Below are 18,245 nucleotides of genomic sequence, written 5' to 3' on the forward strand. Positions count from 1 at the left end.
CGATGCCCGCTCACGCTTCGCCTTTCCCCGCATCGTCGCCCGCGTCAAGCGCCGGTGCCGCGCGCATCGGCACGTCGCGCCGTTTCGCCCCGTTCGCGCTGGCCGCGCTCGCCTGCCTCGTATGCGCGATGTCCGTCGTCGCGCTGTGCGTCGGCGCCTATCGCATTCCGCTCGCGGAAGCCTGGGCCGCGCTGACCGGCGATGCGGCCGCGCAGCAGGCGCGCGCGGTGCTGTTCGACATCCGCGCGCCGCGCGTCGCGCTCGCGTTGCTGGTCGGCGGCGGCTTCGGCGCGACCGGCGCCGCGATGCAGGCGCTGTTCCGCAACCCGCTCGCCGATCCGGGGCTCGTCGGCGTGTCGAGCGGCGCCGCGCTCGGCGCGACGACGATGATCGTGCTCGGCCCCGCGCTCTTTGCCGCGCACGTAAGCGCGGCCGCGTTGCCCGTCGCCGCGTTCGCGGGTGCGCTCGCGGTTGCCACGCTCGTCTACCGGCTCGCCGCGTCGCGCGGGCGGCTCGCGCTGCCGCTGCTGCTGCTCGCCGGCATCGCGATCAACGCGCTGGTCGGCGCGGCGATCGGGCTCCTCACGTTCGTCGCCGACGATGCGCAATTGCGCTCGCTGACCTTCTGGAGCCTCGGCAGCCTCGGCGGCGCGCAATGGTCCGCGCTGGCGGCCGTCGCGCCGTGCGTCGCGATCGGCTGCATGCTGCTCGCGCGTGAACGCGACGCGCTGAATGCGTTGCAGCTCGGCGAAACCGAGGCGCTGCACCTCGGCGTGCCCGTGCAGCGGCTGAAGCGGCGCGTGCTCGTCGCGGTCGCGCTCGCGGTCGGCGCGCTGGTGTCGTGCGCGGGCATCATCGGCTTCATCGGGCTCGTCGCGCCGCATTGCGTGCGGCTCGCGTGCGGCCCCGACCAGCGCGTCGTGCTGCCCGGTGCCGCGCTGCTCGGCGCGCTGCTGACGCTCGCCGCCGATCTCGCCGCGCGCACGGTTGCCGCGCCCGCCGAAATTCCGCTCGGTGTGCTGACCGCACTGCTCGGCGCACCGTTCTTTCTCGCGCTGCTGTGGAAGAGCCGCGGCGCGCTCGGCGGCTAACCCTTCTGTCACGACGACCATGCTGACCGCCCATCACCTCGACGTCGCCCGTCGACACAACGCGATCCTGCGCAACCTGTCGCTGTCGATCGAACCCGGCCGCGTGACCGCGCTGCTCGGCCGCAACGGCGCGGGCAAGAGCACGTTGCTGAAGACCTTCGCCGGCGAACTGACCGGCGGCGTCGCGCCGAACGGCGTGCGCGTGACCGGCGACATCACGCTGAACGGGGAACCGCTCGCACGCATCGACGCACCGCGGCTCGCGTGCCTGCGCGCGGTGCTGCCGCAGGCCGCGCAGCCGGCGTTCCCGTTCAGCGTCGACGAAATCGTGCTGCTCGGCCGCTATCCGCATGCGCGGCGCAGCGGTGCGACGTCGCATCGCGATCGCGACATCGCATGGTGCGCGCTCGAACGCGCGGGCGCCGATGCACTCGTTGGTCGCGATGTCACGACGCTGTCGGGCGGCGAACTCGCGCGCGTGCAGTTCGCCCGTGTACTCGCGCAGCTGTGGCCGGACGACGATGCGATGGAGAGCGGCCCGCGCTACCTGCTGCTCGACGAGCCGACCGCCGCGCTCGATCTCGCACATCAGCACCGCCTGCTCGAAACCGTGCGCGCCGTTGCCAGCGAATGGCAGCTCGGCGTGCTCGCGATCGTGCACGACCCGAACCTCGCCGCGCGGCATGCGGATACGATCGCGATGCTCGCCGACGGTACGATCGTCGCGCACGGCACGCCGCGCGACGTGATGACGCCGGCCCATATCGCGCGGTGCTACGGATTCGCGGTGAAGATGGTGGAAACCGGCGACGGTGCGCCGCCGGTGATGGTGCCGGCGTAGCGCGGGCGTGTGCCGCAGGTCGCATGAGCGTTGCGTCGCGCGATGTCCTGCTTGAACGATGGCAACGACTGTCACGACGCATCATTCGCGCTTCGCGAATCCCCTTCGAGGAGACCCACGTGCCGCTTCCGATGACCCGCATCATCCTGTACGCCCAGGACGTCGCAACACTGAAGACGTTCTACCAACGGTATTTCGATCTACCCGTCATCGAGGAAATCGAAAACGAGTGGGTCGTGCTCGGCGCAGGCGCCATCGAGCTTGCGCTGCATCTCGCCGGCCCGGCGTTCCGCCACGCGGTGTCGGCTCACACGGAAGCGCGCGCGGAAACCAGCCACGTGAAGTTCGTGTTCTCGATCGGCCAGGACATCGGCACGCATCGCGACCGGCTGGCCGGCAGCGGCGTGACGGTGCGCGATCTCAAGCGCTACGACGGGTTCGCGTACACGATGTACGACGGCGTCGATCCGGAAGGCAACGTCTTCCAGGTGATGCAGGCCGACTGACGTTCCGTTCGGACTGGGCGCTCACTCAAACGCCCCGGCCGGCATCGCCGTCGCCCAGCGCCGCGCGACCGGCGCGCCCCCGCTCAATGCTCGAGATCCGCCGCGCCGAACGTCCGCATCTTCCACCCGAGCCGCACGGCGAGCATCCGCATCGAGAAGCCGGCCGCCAGCGCGACGACCGTCGCGATGCCCGCATCGACGCCCAGATGCTGCATCCCGACATAGAGCCCGCCCGTGACGAACGCGACGCTCGCATACAGCTCCTCGCGCAGGATCAGCGGCATCTCGTTACACAGCAGGTCGCGCAGCATCCCGCCGCAGACACCCGTGATCGCGCCGGCCAGCACGACGATGATCGGCGCGGTGCCCGTCGACGCGCCGACGTCGCAGCCGATGATCGTGAACGCCGCGAGGCCGATCGCATCGACGGTGACGAACAGCGTCTTCATTCGCGTGACATGCCGTGCGACCCACGACGCGGCGGTCGCCGCGACGAGCGTGATCACCAGGTACTCGGGATGCGCGATCCAGCCGAGCGGATAGTGGCCGAGCAGCACGTCGCGCACGGTGCCGCCGCCGAGCGCCGTCACCGCACCGACGAGCGCGAGCCCGAAGCGGTCCATCCCGCGGCGCATGCCCATCAGCGCCCCCGACATCGCTTCCGCGACGATTGCAATCAAATAAAGCGTATGCATGGTGCGCGTCAGTCATCCGTCCGGAACAGGTCGAGCACGCGTTCGCGCTCGGCCGCATCGACCGCGGCAGGTGTCGATTCGATGGGCTTGCCGTTGTCGCCCCGCACGTCGGACGCACCAGCCACCGCCGCTGCCGCCGCCCCGCCGCACGCGAAGCGGCTGCGGATGTAGGACGGCACGTCGGCCGTGCACGTGCCGCGCGTGTATTCGGCATAGACGAAGTCGCCGTCGACGAGCGCGACGTCCTGCGGCGGCGTCGCCTCGACCGGCGTACGCCCGTCGACGGCCGTCTTCATGTAGTCGAGCCAGACCGGCAGCGCCAGCGACGCGCCGGTCGCACGCCCCATCGGGCGCGGCGTGTCGTAGCCGAGCCACGCGACGGCGACGACGCCCGACGAGTAGCCGGCGAACCACACGTCCTTCGACCCGTTCGACGTGCCCGTCTTGCCGGCCGCGTCGTCGCGGCGCAGCGCGAGCGCGCCGCGCGCGGTGCCGGACTTCACGACGTCACGCAGCATGCTGTCCATCACGAACGCATTGCGCGCCGATACGACGCGCTCACCCGACGGCGCCGTCGCCTCGTACATCGCGCCGCCGTGACGCTGCTTCACCGACAGGATCAGGCGCGGCTCCATCCGCGTGCCGCCGTTCGCGAACACGCTGTACGCGCTTGCGAGTTCGAGCGGCGTCACGGCGCCCGCGCCGAGCGCGAGCGGCAGCGACGCCGGGTTGCGCTGCGCGTCGAAGCCGAAGTGCACCGCGTGCTGCTGCACGTAGCGCGCGTCGGTGGCCTGCATCAGGCTGACCGCCACCAGGTTCTTCGAGCGCATGAGCCCGCGCCGCACCGGAATGAAGCCCTCGTAGTTGTTGGCGAAATTGCGCGGGCGCCATGGCCGTGCGCCGGTTTCCTCATGCGTGAGCGTGCGCTGCGTATCGTCGACGAGCACGCCCGGGAAGTAGCCCTTTTCCAGCGCCGCCGAATAGACGAACGGCTTGAAGCTCGACCCCGGCTGGCGATATGCCTGCAGCGCATGGTCGAACACGTTGCGGTTGAAATCCGCGCCACCGACGAGCGCGAGCATGTCGCCCGTTGCCGCGTCGAGCGACACCAGTGCGCCCTCGAGCCCGTTGCGCGCATCGCGCTGCGCGCGCGGCTGGCGGCTCAGCGTGCGGGCGAGCGACGATTCGGCCGCGCGCTGGTCGCGCATCGAGATCGTCGTCGTCACGTCGAGGCCGAGCGTATAGGCATCGTCGTGGAAACGCTCGACCATCATCCGGCGCGCGCGCTCGGCGACGTACGGCGCCGCGATGATCCCCGGCGGCGGCGTGGTGGCCAGCGCGATCGGTGCGGCGACGGCCGCGTGATACGTCGGGTCGTCGAGCTGGCCGAGCGCATGCATGCGGCCGAGCACGTAGTTGCGGCGCGCGGTCGCGCGTGCCGGATTGACGACCGGGTTGAACGCGGACGGTGCCTTCGGCAGCCCCGCGAGCACGGCCGCCTCGCCCGCGCTCAGCGCGTCGAGCGGCTTGCCGAAATAGACGTTCGCGGCCGCCGCGAAACCGTACGCGCGCTCGCCCAGATAGATCTCGTTCATGTACAGCTCGAGCAGCTTGTCCTTGCTGTATTCGCGTTCGAGCTTGGTCGCCATCAGGATCTCGGCGAGCTTGCGGCTCAGCACCTTGTCGCGCGTCAGGTAGAAGTTGCGCGCGACCTGCATCGTGATCGTGCTGCCGCCCTGCCCCGGCTGCCCCGTCACGACGTTCGCGAACGTCGCGCGCGCGAGGCCGTTGAAATCGACCGCGCCGTGCTGGTAGAACTTCGCGTCCTCGGCCGCGAGCAGCGCCTGCCGCATCAGCGGCGGGATGCGTTCGAGCGGCACGAATTCGCGCCGCTCGACGCCGTATTCGGCCAGCAGGTCGCCGTCGCGCGAGAAGATCCGCAGCGGCAGCGCGGGACGGTACACGGCGAGGTGCTCGACGGACGGCAATTGTGTCCAGATCCGCTGGATCGTCCATGCGCCGATGCCCGCGCAGGCGACCGTCAGGCCGAGCAGCGCGCCCGCGAGCGTGCGCCACATACGGCGACGGCGTGGCGGTGGCGCCGATGGCGGCGGCGGGGATGCGGTGTGGTCGGTCATGTCGGGCTCCTTCTTCGATGCTGCGACGGCCGGTGCGCGAGAGGCACCGACGGTCACGAAAGGCGCGCATTGTCGAAGGGATGGCACGAAACCGGAACATTCTTTAGCCAAAGTTTGGCTGGCTAAATTTTATTTAGGAAAGTGCGCCGGGCCGTTCACGTCGTATCTGCGACCGCGTGACGCATCGTTGGACGAACCGTGCTGCGCGCGAGCCGGTTCGGCGGTAGCATCGTGTGATGTTCGATCGATACCTTGGCCTGTGGGGCCTCGTTCCTGACGGCGGCCCGATCCTGACCGCTAGCGGCGGCCTGTTGCCCGTCGTCTGGCAATCGCGGCCGGCGATGTTGAAAGTCGCTACCTGCGACGAAGAACGTCGCGGTAATGCACTGATGACCTGGTGGAACGGGCAAGGCGCCGCGCAGGTGTGGCTGCACGACGGCGATGCGATTCTGCTCGAACGGGCGCAGCCGGAACCGACGCTGGCCGGCTTTTCGGCATCGGGGCATGACGACGATGCGATGCGCATCGCGTGCGATGTCGTCGCGCGGCTGCATGCGTATCGTGCTTCGGAGCCGCCTTCGGTCGTGCCGCTGCATGACTGGTTTCAGGCGCTGCTGTCCGACGCGTCAGCCAGTGTCGTGCTTCGTTGCTCGGGAACGGTCGCGCGCCAGCTGCTGGACGGGCCGCCCGTCGACGAAGTCGTCCTGCACGGCGACATCCATCACGGCAACATTCTCCATTTCGGCGATCGCGGCTGGCGTGCGATCGATCCAAAAGGGCTGCGCGGCGATCGCGCATTCGACTACGCGAACCTGTTCTGCAATCCTTCACACGACGTTGCGGTCGATCCGGTGCGGTTCGAACAGCGTGTCATGGTCGTGGCCGATGCTGCACGGCTCGATAGGCGCCGGTTGCTGCAGTGGATTCTCGCGTGGTCGGGTTTGTCGGCCGTGTGGCTGATCGAAGACGGCCTGTCGCCCGATACACGGCTGCAGGTCGCGACGCTCGCGGCGGCTGCGCTCGGCCTGTAGCCACACGCATCGCCCGTGAAAACGGGTTCATCATGAATTCCCGGGGAACGCGGGAAGACCGACGGCTCCCGGCCAGGAGGGGACGTTCGACAAGGGTGCGGGAATCGTCGACAATCAAGCCCGCTTATATAACCATTCCAACAAAGGCAAAACAATGATGACTTCCAGCGATGGCCTGACCAGTCCGGCACGTCTCCTGCGGCTCGCCTCGTGGGTAATTGCGATCATCTTCGCTGTCTTTCTGAACATGCTCGGCAGTCTCGTGATTCGCGACATGGCCTTCGCTCCGAGGGGCGGGCCGCCCGTCGTCGAGCAATTCGCGGATGCGCCATTGAAGGCGCGGCTGGATGCAGCCCGACGCGATCTGCAGGCACGGCACGACGCGCTTGCCGAGAAGGCCGACGCAATGGAGGTGGCTCGCGGACGCGCCGCGAAGGAGTACGCGGCCGAGAAGGAAAGTTTCCGCAACTGGCTGGCAACCCGCTCGGTGACGGGAGACGGCGCGAGGGATCCGGACATTCTGGCGAGAACTCGCAAGCTGGATTCGCTCCAGGCCGTGGTCGTCAACTGGCAGCATCAGATCGATGCGATCGGCGACCAGCAACGGGCCCTGGCGTCGCAGCAGACTCAAGTCGACACGCAAATCGCCGACGCGGACGCGGCAGCCCAACAGCGCTTCGAAAAAGCGGACCGGCATTACGAGTTGCAGGTGTTCGGACTGCGGCTTGCGCTCACGCTGCCGATTCTGCTGATCGCGATCTGGTTGTTCGTGCGCTATCGCAAGATGCGCTACTGGCCTTTCGTGTATGGCTTCGGCCTGTTTTCACTGAGCGCATTTTTCATCGAACTGGTTCCGTACTTGCCGAATTTTGGCGGCTATGTCCGGGTCCTGGTCGGCATTGCGCTCACGGTGTTCGCCGGCCTTTACATGATGAAGGCCTTTCAGCGCTATGCCGAACGCAAGCGGCTCGAATTGCAGCAGGATCAGGGAGAACGTGCGCGCACGATCGGATACGAAAAGGCCGTTCGCTCACTCGAAAAAAAGCGCTGCCCGTCCTGCGACAAACAATGGAATCTCGGCGGCGACGACTCCACGTTCTGCGTGCATTGCGGATTGAGGCTCTTCAACGTATGCGGATGCGGTGGCCGGAATTTCTTCTTCTTCCCCCATTGCCATCAATGTGGCGCGACGCAGGGTAATGAGTCGCCGGCGGCATCCGACTGACGGTCGGTGTGTTCGCAACACGCACCGGCTGGATTCCGTTGATGCCGGGTTGAATCCGCAGCTGACATCTGCCGTTGGAACCGCGGCCACTCGACCGTCGGAAACGGGGCGTCAAACGGCTCCCCCGGAAACCCACGAAGAAGCCGAAAAAAAGCCCGCCGGCATCCGCCGGCGGGCTTTCACATCCAACTGCCTGAACGACCCTTACCGCGCCGGATTCAGCAACAGGTTCATGTGACGGTTCACATCCTTGTACAGCAGGTAACGGAAACGCCCAGGCCCACCCGAATAGCACGCCTGCGGGCAGAAAGCACGCAACCACATGAAGTCACCGGCTTCGACCTCGACCCAATCCTGGTTCAGCCGATAAACAGCCTTCCCTTCGAGCACATACAACCCGTGCTCCATCACGTGCGTTTCAGCGAACGGAATCACGCCGCCCGGCTCGAACGTCACGATGTTCACGTGCATGTCGTGGCGCATGTCGCTCATGTCGACGAAGCGCGTCGTCACCCATGCGCCGTTGGTGCCCGGCATCGGGATCGGCTCGACGTCCTGCTCGTTGGTCACGAAGGCTTCCGGCAGCGGAATGCCGTCGACGGCCTGATAGTGCTTGCGCACCCAGTGGAAACGCACCGCGGCATCGCTGACGTTGTGCAGCGTCCAGTCCGCGCCCGGCGGAATGAACGCGTAGCCGCCCGGCTTCAGCACGTGCTTCGTGCCTTGCAGCATCAGCTCGGCCTCGCCTTCGACGACGAACAGCACGGCTTCGGCGTTCTTGTCCTGCTCGGGCTTGTCGCTGCCGCCGCCCGGGTTCACTTCGACGATGTACTGCGAGAAGGTTTCCGCGAAACCCGACAGCGGGCGGGCGATCACCCACAGGCGCGTGTTCGTCCAGAACGGCAGCCAGCTCGTGACGATGTCGCGCATCACACCCTTCGGGATCACCGCGTACGCCTCGGTGAACATCGCGCGATCGGTCAGCAGATCGGTCTGCGGCGGGTGGCCGCCGTGCGGCGCGTAATACGTTGTCTTAGACATAGTGCATCCAGGCAATGGGTTGGTCCGGCCCCGGGTGCCAACGGCATCGGGCGGCACGTACGCGCGTGGGGCACGCATGCGGCGGCGGGACATCGTTGCCGGGGTGGCTTGAAGGCGCATGCGCCTTCGTTCGGTCGGCCAGGCTTCGCGACGGGTTCGTCCGGTTCTTCGGACGCGGCGGCCCATGCTTGTGGGGCCGGCGACCGGGCCGTGGCGCTCGCGATCATGCGGCGAGGCGCGGCCAGCGGCACGGTGCGATGCCGTACGCGAGCATCGCCGACGATAGCGAAGTCGTTCGCAATCGACCAATTAAATGTTGCGATGGATTGCATTCGATTTCCCACTACTAGCCGGCAGCCGCGATACGCGGTGAGGACGCGCGAAACGACGCTCTGGCTATCAGGGAAATCCTGACGGACGGGGCTACGTGCATGTTCGCCCGGACGCTACCGGACAGATGAAAAGCCGCAGCCGCTGTCGCGACACACGCGGTGCGCGACACATCCGGTTACGCAGACTGGATCGCGCCGACGTGCGCACGGCAGCAAGCCGCACCGCGCCAGTCATGAGCCGCCGTCAGGCCGCAGAACGGGGGCCAACGGGAATCGAATGGAACGCGAATGGTATCGGCGTTACTCGGACGCATTCAGTCACGAGAGTCGATGGAGTCGGAAAGCGGGGAAATACAGCGAGGAGGGAAACTTGCATGCCCGTCGATCGGGCATCTGGCCGCGGCTGAGGGAGCCGGAAGGTATTCGCCGGTCTGGCCGGCGATGACGGCCCGGCAGGCTGCCGGGCCGAATCTCGCGTCGGGTGCCGACGCCGTCGGCGCGCCGGTGCGCGGTTCACGCACCGAGCCGCGCCAGCGACGATCAGTCCCAGTCGCGGTGATGGTGATGCTTGCGGTGGCGGTAGCCACGATCGCCGCGACCACCGTAATCGCGCTCGTACGAGCTGCGCGACATGTTGCCGCCGAGCGCCGCGCCGGCGCCGCCGCCGACCGCCGCACCCAGCAGGCCGCCCGTGCGGCCGCCCATCGCGTTGCCTGCCGCGGTACCTGCGCCGCCGCCGAGGGCGCCGCCGATGATCGCGCCGGTGCGCTCGTGACGGTTCGACGTCACCGCGCCACCCGCGCCGCCGCCGATGGCGCCGCCGATCACCGAGCCCGTGCTGCCGCCGAGCGCACCGCCGACCGCTGCGCCGGCTACCCCGCCGAGCGCGCCGCCAAGCGCGTTGTTCATGTCACCTGCCATGGCCGGCAGTGCAGTCGCGCCGGTCAAAGCGGCGACGACGAGAGCGGGGGCGATTTTCTTCCACATTCCCGTATTCTTCCTTGTTCGCAATCTGGTTATTGAAGGTCCGCTCGGTACGACGATCTGAATCGATCGACGTCGTGTCAGGCATTGTGCCGAACCGCGGACCAATTCATTTCATTGAGCTTGCGGCGAAGAATAGCACCGGTCCCGCATCCTTGCCGTGGACATTCTGGTAACAAGTTGTTTACGAATAAGCGCGTTCGAACGGCTGCACCCGAATGCCCGCAAACCCGCGCCAGCATTGGCTTCGCCGAGGGCTCGGCCGTGCGGAACGACAGGCCGGCGATAGGCGGCGTCGCACGTTTGCGACACACGTGGCAACACATCGGGAACGAATCGTGGGCGGCGCCTGAAACGGCGGCGCGGAAGAAATGAAGAGGGTCAGTACACGCCCGGCAGCAGACGCCAGGTCCGCGCGCAATACGCGTCGTATTCGGCGCCGAATTGCTCGCGCAGCAGCGCCTCTTCGGAGCGAATACGCGCGACGAGCGGCACCATCGTCAGCACGACCAGCAGCAAGCCGACTCCCGAGCGGAATGCCAGCGCCCACCCGACCGAATTGACGACCAGGCCGAGATAGCTCGGATTGCGGATGCGGCGGTAGATGCCGTCGGTCACGAGCGTATGGCCCGGCTGGATCGCGACGAGCCCGCTGAAGCGCTTGCCGAGCACGAATACGGGCCAGATGCGCAGCACACCGCCCACGATGTACAACACGACGCCGATCCAGCGCACCGCCTCGCCGCCGAAAGTCCAGAAGTCGAGCCGGTCGGTCAGCGCGGGCAGGTATGCGAGCAGGAACCCGCTCACCCCGAACGCCGCGAGCACCCAGCGGTTGTCGCGGTTCTCGCGCTCGCCGCTGCTGAGGTTGCCTTCGGTGAACAGCGCGGCGACGGCCATCGCGAGCGTCGCGACGACGACGACGGTCAGCTGTGGATGCGAGAAAAAGGCCGCGAACCCGCCGCTGCCGAGCACCGCGAGCCCGAGATAGACGAGCGTGGAGAGGGCCGACGCGACTGCGATCTTGCGGGTGACTGCCATGGCTGCCTCACAGAAACGCGGAATGCGCTTTCCTGTGAAGTATAGGAAGCGCGCGCACGCCGCGCAGCGCACCGCCGTCATGCGATACGAGAATCCGCGCGAGTCCCCGGCGCCACGCGTCGGCGCTGACCGATGCGGCCAGCACTTGCGCCCGATGCCGGATCAGCGGATGCGGAAGTTGCCGCCGATCCCGACGCTGACGGGCGGCGCGTAATACGCCGGCGCATAGCCGTAGTAGGCCGGCGCGGGCGCGTAGCCGTACGGCGGCGCGACGTAGCAGCCGGACAGGCCGCCGATCAGGGCAAGCGTGATGAGAAGTCTGGTCATGGCTCGATTCCCGGCGCGAAAGACGAATGGCACCTCGCGAAAGCCGTGCCGCCGTGAAGGGCGGCGGCCGGCACGAAGAGGCGATCCGCCCTTCCTGTCGCTCGGTGAAGCAATGCGCGGAGTCTAGCGCCGGGTGGGCCTGGCCGAGTTTCGTCGGCGGTTACACGTGTTACCTCGCATGACCGCTGAAACAGGCGTTGGCACGGCGGCGGGCCGGTACGCGATGCCGTGCCGTCGCCGCGTGCAATCGACGCGTTACACGAAACGCGCGCGAATGCGCTGCGCGAGCGCTTCGAGCGTCGCCGCGTCGGCGATCTCGCGCGCATGCATCCGCAACTCGGCGCCTTCCCAGCGCGGAATCACGTGGAAGTGCACATGCGGCACCGTCTGGCCGGCGGCCGCGCCGTTGAACTGGCCGATGAATACACCGTCCGGTTCGAGCGCCGCGCGCACCGCCGCCGCGACGCGCTGCGTCATGCGAATGCCGGCCGCGGCGGCGTCGCCGGACAACTCGAAGATCTGCGCGGCCGGCTCCTTCGGGATCACGAGCACGTGGCCGTCGGCCTGCGGCATCAGATCCATGATCGCGAGGGTCGCGTCGTCTTCCGCGACTTTCACGCACGGCAGTTCGCCGCGCAGGATCTTGGCGAACGGGTTGTTGTTGTCGTAGGACATGGCGTTTTCCGATAACGGTTGGACTGGGAGAGGGAGAAAGCGATGCCGGACGATTATCGGCCGACGGCCGGTCGGATTTCAACTTGTCAGGCCGCATCGCCCTTGCGGCGAACAATGGCCGCCGGCTCGCCTGCAGCATCGGTAACGGAATGGAATATCCGGCCGTCGCCATCCGTTTGTTTCGAGCGTGGGTTCACGCGGCAACAGCACGATCGCGAACCTGCGCCGGACACCCGTCGGCTGCGCAGGCCGGCAGCCGGGATGACTGCTCGCGATCATCAACCGGAGTCATGCCATGGACCCTCTCCCCTCCTGTCGTTCCCCCGCCACGCCCGTCCTTGCGGTTGATCCGCCGGTCGTCGCGCGCGTCCGGCGCACGCTTGCGCACTCGCTATGCCGCGCGGCATGCGGCGCCGGGCTGGTCGCGTTGTCGTCGGCGTTCGCCTGGGCCGGCGGCAGCGACATCATCTTGCCGATTCCATCGTTTACCGCGTCGACCGTGCCCGCCAACGGCGATGTCAATCCGTACGGCATCGCGTTCGTGCCGCGCGGCGTGCCGAGCTGGAGCACGCTGAAACCCGGCGACGTCGTCGTGTCCAACTTCAACGCGGCGTCGAACACGCAAGGCACCGGCACGACGATCGTGAAGCTGTCGCCCGGCAAGACGCCGGCGGCCTTCTTCCAGGGCAGCAATCTCGGCCTGACGACCGCGCTCGCGGTGCTGCGCAGCGGCTTCGTGCTGGTCGGCAACGTCCCGGCGCCGGACGGCAAGACCGTCGTGCCGCCAGGGTCGCTGCTCGTCATCGGTCCGCAAGGCAATCTCGTCACGCAACTCAGCAGTGCGGCGCTGCTCGACGGGCCGTGGGACATGACCGTGATCGATCGCGGCCAGCGCGTGACCGCGTTCGTGTCGAACGTGCTGAACGGGACGGTCTCGCGCATCGAACTCGCGATCGGCGACAACGGCGTCACGATGCTGCCGGGCTCGCGCGTCATCGCGTCGGGCTACGTGAATCGAACCGATCCCAGTGCACTCGTCGTCGGCCCGACTGGCCTCGCTTACGACCCGAACATCGACGTGCTGTATGTCGCGTCCACCGGCGACAACGCCGTGTTCGCGATCCAGAACGCGGCGTCGACGAATCGCAACGGCGGCGTCGGACGGATGATCTACTTCGACGTGGCACACCTGCACGGCCCGCTCGCGCTGGCGCTCGCGCCGAACGGCCATCTCGTGACCGCGAACGGCGATGCGGTCAACGCCGACCCGCAGCAGCCGAGCGAGATCGTCGAATTCACGGTGGACGGGCGCTTCGTCGCGCAAATGCAGGTCGACACCGTGCCGGGGGCCGCGTTCGGCCTCGCGTTCGGGCACGGCAGCAAAGGCCAGCTGGAATTCGCAGCCGTCGACGACAACACGAATACCGCGACGGTCTGGACCCTGCGCTCCGACCACAACAACGCGCAGTAACGCGCCGCCTGGACGGGCCGCATGCGGCCCGTTCGCTCCAGACGATCGACACATGCGAGTCACACACGCCGGGCACCTTGCGCGCGGTCGGCGCCGCCCGGCGTCGCACCCACCCGCGATTGCCACCGCCGGCCCGAACCTGCGACACTGCCGGTTCAGGTTCCGCCTGCCGACAATCGAGGACGCTCGCGCATGACGATCCCCTTCAAGAAGCTGATCCTGCGCGGCGTCGCGCTCGCCGTCGTCGCCGCGGTCGGCTACACGGGCCATATGTTGTCCCGGCTCGCGCCGATCGCGACCGGCTATGCGGCGAAGGCACTGTGTTCCGGCGTGTACGTGTCGGGCCGCCCGGCCGCGTCCGTGATCGACGTCGACATCATGGCCGGCGTGCATCCGCTGCTGAAACTGGTACACCCGTCGATCGACCCCGATCATCATCGCGCGACGGCGACCTTCGCCGGCTTCGCCGAACGCGAAGCCGACTTCCGGCCCGGGCTCGGCTGCACGCTCGCGCTCGGGCCGTCGCCCGGCGCGTTGCCGGCCGCGCTGCCGCCTCTCCCCGACCCGCCGTCCACCCAGCCGGCACCGGTCACGCTGCCGGCCGGCATCGACGCGCAGAAGCTGCAGACCGCGCTCGACCGCGCGTTCGACGAGCCCGATCCGGCGCGGCCGCGGCGCACGCGCGCGGTCGTCGTGATGTGGCGCGGCCAGGTGATCGCCGAACGCTATGCGCCCGGCTTCACGGCCGACACGCCGCTACCCGGCTGGTCGATGACGAAGACCGTCACGGCCGCACTGGTCGGCACGCTCGTCGCGCAGCACAAGCTGTCGCCCGATGCGTCGGCGCTGCTGCCCGAATGGCGCGGCGGCGGCGATCCGCGCGCCGCCATCACGCTCGACGAGCTGCTGCGCATGACGAGCGGCCTGCAATTCAACGAGGACTACGACGACCCGCTGTCCGACGTCGCATTGATGCTGTACGCGCAGCCCGATACCGCGCGTTTCGCGTCGGCGAAGCCGCTCGCCGCGGCGCCCGGCGCGCAGTGGTCCTACTCGAGCGGCACGAGCGCGATCCTCGCGCGCGTGATGCGCGAGGCACTGGGCGGCAGCGACGGCGACTACCTCGCGTTACCGCACCGCGCGCTGTTCGCGCCGCTCGGGATGCGCAGCGCGGTGTTCGAGCCCGATGCGTCCGGCACGCTCGTCAGCCCGTCGTACATGTATGCGAGCGCACGCGACTGGGCGCGCTTCGGGCAACTGCTGCTGCAGGATGGCGTGTGGGACGGGCAGCGGCTGCTGCCGGAAGGCTGGGTGCGCTACCTGACGCGCACGACGCCGCAGTCGGAGCGACAGGAGTATGGCGCGCAGCTGTGGGTCAAGGTGCCGGAGCCGTTCAACGATCGCGATCCGCATGCGGTCGCGATGCCGGCCGACGCGTTTCATGCGGTCGGCCATGAAGGCCAGTTCGTGAGCGTGGTGCCGAGCCGGCAGCTGGTGGTCGTGCGGCTCGGGCTGTCGCGGCCGGAATCCGCGTGGAATCACGAGGCGTTTCTCGCGCGCGTGCTCGACGCGGTGCCGGCGCCCGGCGCATGAAAGCGGGCCCGAGGGCCCGTGCATATCGGTCGTGACGCGAACGCGGTGGCGCTTGCCACGCCGCCACATCGCCACACCGCACACTACCTGCGAAGCATCACGGGTTCGCGCTGCCCGCGTATTTCTGGAAGCCTTCGCGCGTCGCGAGACGTTCGATATAGCGCGACACCGCCGGGAAATCCGGATGCTCGAACGGCGTGCCGAACCAGCGGTTCACCGACAGGCCGATCGGAATGTCCGCGAGCGTGAAGCCGTTGCCGGCCACGTACGCGCCGGTCGCTTCGAGCTGCGCGTTCAGCACCTGCATGTGCTTCGTCCAGCCCACGATCGACTGCGCGATGCCGGCCGGATCCTGGTGATCGGGCGATTTGCGCACGAGGCCGAGGAACGCGCCGACCCACGAGCGGTTCAGGTCCGCGCCCTGCCAGTCGATCCATTGATCGACCCGCGCGCGCGCCTGCGGCTCGGCCGGATACAGTGCATCGCCGCCGTAGCGGTTCGCGAGGTAGCGGATGATCGTGTTCGATTCCCAGAGCACGAAATCGTCGTCCTTGATGACGGGCACGAGACCGTTCGGATTCAGCGCGAGATAGGCCGGATCGTGGGTCGTGCGGAAGCCCGCGCCCCAGTCTTCCTGTTCGAACGGCAGGTTCAGCTCGGTGCACAGCCACAGCACCTTGCGAACGTTGATGGACGGGATCTTGCCGAGGATGTGCAGCATGCAGTCTCCTTGTGAGGTCGGATGCGGAGCGCCCGGGACGCACGACACGCGCCGAACGCGTTCACGCCGAGTTTATACGCGACCGCGGGGCAAACGACAGGCCGCACGCGGAAAATCCGCGTGCGGGCGATTCGTCAGGTCACGCAGCGCGTGCTCGGCCGTCGGGAACCGGAACATGAATCCGTCCTGATGCAGGCGTGCCGGCATCACGCGCTGGCCGTCCAGCAGCAGCTCGGCCATCTCGCCCATCGCGACCCGCAGCGGCGCGGCCGGCACGTGCAGCCAGGTCGCGCGATGCAGCACTTTCGACACGACCTGCACGAACTCGCGCTGGGTCAATGGCGCGGGTGCGACCGCGTTGTAGACGCCGTGCATGCCAGGGTTCGCCATCGCACGCGCGATGATCCGCAGCACGTCGTCCCGGTGGATCCAGCTCATCACCTGCGTGCCATCACCGAATCGTCCGCCCATCCCGAAGTAATGCGGGAGCAGCATCGGGCGCAGCGCGCCGCCGGGACCGAACACGACGCCCAGCCGCAGCACCACCGAACGAACGCCATGACGCTCGAGCGGTTGTGCCGACTGCTCCCACTGCCGGCACAGCGCCGACATGAAGCCGGAGCCGGCGCTGCTGCTTTCATCGAGCCGCTCGTCCGAAGGACGCACGCCGTAGTAACCGATCGCCGATGCCTGGATCCACGTGCGCGGCTTGACCTCGGCGGTCTCGACCCAGCGCATCAGCGATTCCGTCACGCCGACGCGGCTCGCGAGCAGCACCGCCTGCCGGCGCTTGCTCCAGCGTGCACCGAGCACCGGCGCGCCCGCGAGATTGATGACCGTGTCGAAACGCTCGTGCGGCTGCAACTGCTCGACGGACGTGACGCTGCGCACGCGGCCGTGAAACGCGTAGGCCGCGCGCAGCGGATCGCGCGCCAGCAACGTGACCGCATGCCCAGCATCGAGCAGATGGTTCACGAGGGTTTCGCCGATGAAGCCGGTCCCGCCAGTGACGAGCACATTCCCCGGCGGCTGCCCCGCGAACGGATTGACGACCGGCTCGCGTCGCGCGATCCGGCAGGCCGCGATTCCGTCGCGGATTCCCGAAATCGTCACACCGACGGCAAAGAGGCTCAGCACCCAGCCGCGCCAACCGAGATCGAGCGCCTGCAGCGCGGTCGGCTCGTGCGCCCACGTGGCCAGCTGCATCGCGATCATTCCGAACAGCGCGCCGCCGTTGACGGCCAGCAGCGTGTGCAGCATGCGCTCGGTCGCCGGCAGCTTGCGGCTCTGGTCCTCGACGACGAAATCCCACAGCGTCAGCACTATCTCGACGACCACCACCGCCGCGAGGGCCGCGACCCACGCGCCGTGAAAGGCGACGTTCGCGATCGATGCGAACACGAGGCCGTAAAGCACGGAACGCACCGCATGAATTCCCAGCTCGAGCCGCGCGCGCGGGCTGTGCGGCAGATCCTGCGTGAGTTCGTGGTGATAAAGCGTATCGAATGCGCCCATCGCGCCCTGCACGATCAGCAGGTTGAGCGCCCAGTCGTAAGCAGGCAAGGTGTTCATACCGCGTCCCTCCTCCAAAGCCAGACAAGCGGCGACACCATCGCGACGAGTGCCGCCGCGTCGATCGCCACGTGGCCCGATACCTGGGCCTGCAATGAAAACAGCATGTCCTGCGGCGCCCAGATCAGCAGGCCGGCCAGCAGCCATCCCCACACTTCCCGTTTCTGCAACCTGTTGCCGAGGTGGACGAGCGCCAGCATCCAGACCGACGCGCATTGCACCGTCGCGCCCATCAGCGACATCCACCAGATCTGCTGCGCACGCGCCGCGTCGGGTGCCGCTTTCGCCCAGAAATGCAGTTCGATGACGCGGTGATACGCGTCGAGCCACGGTGCGCCGGCAACCCACGGAACGGCAATGCCGACGAGCAGATGTGCGATCGCGGCGCAGTACATCCAGGTCACCACGAGGCGGCGCGCAGCGTCACCGGCCGGACGATCCGCCGTGGGTGCGGCAGCACGGTCGCGACAGCTACCGCACGCCGCTCCGTCGCACGGCGCTTCGGCGCGATAGCCGAGCCAGCGCGATACCGCATGCCGGTTGCGCGCAAAGCGGCGATATAGCAGCGCCAACGCACCGCGCACGGCCGGCACGCGCAGCAACCGGACGACCCAGCGACGGCCGGTCAGCGCCTGGGCGGCCAGGATGCTGTCCACGCCGGTCAGCATGCGTCCGTCGGGCAAACGCGCGTGCAATTCGCGGTTCAGCGCGGGCAGGTCGACGCCCAGCGGCGCGGGATCGAAACCCGGCTCGGCGATATCGACGAAAGCCAGCCGGCGTCGCGCGTCGCGGGCCCCGAGACGCTTGATCTCCGCCACGCATAACGGACATCGTCCGTCGAAGTACAGCACCAGTTCACTTGAGTCCATGATTCGCATTCCTTCTTTTTTCTGTCGCATGCCTCATGAATCGATCGACTGCTTTCCGCTGTGCCGAACCGCTGCTTCTGTTCAGCGGCACC

General features: G+C 67.9%; 18 protein-coding genes. 8 read left to right on the top strand and 10 right to left on the bottom strand.

Annotation, left to right across the window (positions count from 1 at the left end):
* The first annotated feature begins 2 nt into the window (after positions 1–2).
* The 3 genes from LGM89_RS29435 to LGM89_RS29445 all read left to right on the top strand — a co-directional run bounded on the left by LGM89_RS29435 (position 3) and on the right by LGM89_RS29445 (position 2,438).
* Positions 3–1,091 (top strand): FecCD family ABC transporter permease, encoded by a 1,089-nt coding sequence (locus tag LGM89_RS29435; protein WP_226274782.1) that lies wholly within the window; start codon positions 3–5, stop codon positions 1,089–1,091.
* A 19-nt stretch (positions 1,092–1,110) separates the two neighbouring features.
* A complete protein-coding gene (locus LGM89_RS29440) occupies positions 1,111–1,932 on the top strand; it encodes a heme ABC transporter ATP-binding protein (protein ID WP_226274783.1) in 822 nt (273 codons plus the stop codon).
* Positions 1,933–2,051: 119 nt separating this feature from the next.
* Entirely contained in the window at positions 2,052–2,438 is a 387-nt protein-coding gene (locus LGM89_RS29445) for a VOC family protein (RefSeq protein ID WP_226274784.1), read from the top strand.
* An 83-nt stretch (positions 2,439–2,521) separates the two neighbouring features.
* Here LGM89_RS29445 and LGM89_RS29450 read toward each other — a convergent pair whose 3' ends face one another.
* Positions 2,522–3,133 (bottom strand): trimeric intracellular cation channel family protein, encoded by a 612-nt coding sequence (locus LGM89_RS29450; protein WP_226207302.1) that lies wholly within the window; start codon positions 3,131–3,133, stop codon positions 2,522–2,524.
* An 8-nt stretch (positions 3,134–3,141) separates the two neighbouring features.
* Positions 3,142–5,271: a penicillin-binding protein 1A gene (locus tag LGM89_RS29455; protein WP_226274785.1), complete on the bottom strand. Its 2,130-nt coding sequence runs from the start codon at positions 5,269–5,271 to the stop codon at positions 3,142–3,144.
* Positions 5,272–5,507: 236 nt separating this feature from the next.
* Between LGM89_RS29455 and LGM89_RS29460 the strand changes: the two genes are divergently transcribed.
* Both LGM89_RS29460 and LGM89_RS29465 read left to right on the top strand, forming a co-directional pair.
* Positions 5,508–6,302 (top strand): aminoglycoside phosphotransferase family protein, encoded by a 795-nt coding sequence (locus tag LGM89_RS29460; protein WP_226274786.1) that lies wholly within the window; start codon positions 5,508–5,510, stop codon positions 6,300–6,302.
* Between the two features lie 157 nt (positions 6,303–6,459).
* Positions 6,460–7,527 carry a zinc ribbon domain-containing protein gene (locus LGM89_RS29465; protein WP_226274895.1) on the top strand — a complete coding sequence of 356 codons (1,068 nt, stop codon included), beginning with the start codon at positions 6,460–6,462 and terminating at the stop codon, positions 7,525–7,527.
* Between the two features lie 204 nt (positions 7,528–7,731).
* On the opposite strand, the gene LGM89_RS29470 is transcribed toward LGM89_RS29465, so the two are convergent.
* The gene (locus tag LGM89_RS29470; protein WP_226274787.1) at positions 7,732–8,568 is read right to left on the bottom strand and encodes a bifunctional allantoicase/(S)-ureidoglycine aminohydrolase; all 837 of its coding nucleotides are present in this window, start codon (positions 8,566–8,568) and stop codon (positions 7,732–7,734) included.
* A gap of 872 nt (positions 8,569–9,440) precedes the next feature.
* Positions 9,441–9,848: a hypothetical protein gene (locus tag LGM89_RS29475; protein ID WP_226207387.1), complete on the bottom strand. Its 408-nt coding sequence runs from the start codon at positions 9,846–9,848 to the stop codon at positions 9,441–9,443.
* Between LGM89_RS29475 and LGM89_RS29480 the strand changes: the two genes are divergently transcribed.
* Positions 9,808–9,948, top strand: a complete 141-nt coding sequence (locus LGM89_RS29480) for a hypothetical protein (protein ID WP_226207388.1) — start codon at positions 9,808–9,810, stop codon at positions 9,946–9,948. The two genes, LGM89_RS29475 and LGM89_RS29480, sit on opposite strands and share 41 nt — an antisense overlap.
* Before the next feature lie 317 nt (positions 9,949–10,265).
* Here LGM89_RS29480 and LGM89_RS29485 read toward each other — a convergent pair whose 3' ends face one another.
* The 3 genes from LGM89_RS29485 to LGM89_RS29495 form a co-directional block, all read right to left on the bottom strand.
* Positions 10,266–10,925: a methyltransferase family protein gene (locus LGM89_RS29485; RefSeq protein ID WP_089496073.1), complete on the bottom strand. Its 660-nt coding sequence runs from the start codon at positions 10,923–10,925 to the stop codon at positions 10,266–10,268.
* A gap of 162 nt (positions 10,926–11,087) precedes the next feature.
* Positions 11,088–11,252: a hypothetical protein gene (locus tag LGM89_RS29490; RefSeq protein ID WP_011353821.1), complete on the bottom strand. Its 165-nt coding sequence runs from the start codon at positions 11,250–11,252 to the stop codon at positions 11,088–11,090.
* 255 nt (positions 11,253–11,507) lie between these two features.
* Positions 11,508–11,927, bottom strand: coding sequence for an HIT family protein (locus LGM89_RS29495; RefSeq protein ID WP_043181059.1), 420 nt, complete (start codon positions 11,925–11,927; stop codon positions 11,508–11,510).
* A gap of 295 nt (positions 11,928–12,222) precedes the next feature.
* Between LGM89_RS29495 and LGM89_RS29500 the strand changes: the two genes are divergently transcribed.
* A complete protein-coding gene (locus tag LGM89_RS29500; protein ID WP_226274788.1) occupies positions 12,223–13,398 on the top strand; it encodes a hypothetical protein in 1,176 nt (391 codons plus the stop codon).
* A 192-nt stretch (positions 13,399–13,590) separates the two neighbouring features.
* On the top strand, positions 13,591–14,991 hold the full coding sequence (locus tag LGM89_RS29505; RefSeq protein WP_226274789.1) for a serine hydrolase domain-containing protein: 1,401 nt from the start codon (positions 13,591–13,593) through the stop codon (positions 14,989–14,991).
* Positions 14,992–15,088: 97 nt separating this feature from the next.
* Here the strand turns inward: LGM89_RS29505 and LGM89_RS29510 are convergent, their stop codons facing one another.
* The 3 genes from LGM89_RS29510 to LGM89_RS29520 all read right to left on the bottom strand — a co-directional run bounded on the left by LGM89_RS29510 (position 15,089) and on the right by LGM89_RS29520 (position 18,153).
* Positions 15,089–15,712, bottom strand: coding sequence for a glutathione S-transferase family protein (locus LGM89_RS29510; protein WP_226274790.1), 624 nt, complete (start codon positions 15,710–15,712; stop codon positions 15,089–15,091).
* A gap of 72 nt (positions 15,713–15,784) precedes the next feature.
* Complete coding sequence (locus LGM89_RS29515) at positions 15,785–17,284, bottom strand: TIGR01777 family oxidoreductase (RefSeq protein WP_226274791.1); 1,500 nt, start codon at positions 17,282–17,284, stop codon at positions 15,785–15,787.
* Positions 17,281–18,153: a thiol-disulfide oxidoreductase DCC family protein gene (locus tag LGM89_RS29520; protein WP_226274792.1), complete on the bottom strand. Its 873-nt coding sequence runs from the start codon at positions 18,151–18,153 to the stop codon at positions 17,281–17,283. Before LGM89_RS29520 ends, LGM89_RS29515 begins: the two co-directional genes overlap by 4 nt.
* Positions 18,154–18,245 lie beyond the last annotated feature (92 nt).

This window comes from Burkholderia sp. AU31624, assembly GCF_020420065.1.
Classification (GTDB): Bacteria; Pseudomonadota; Gammaproteobacteria; order Burkholderiales; family Burkholderiaceae; genus Burkholderia.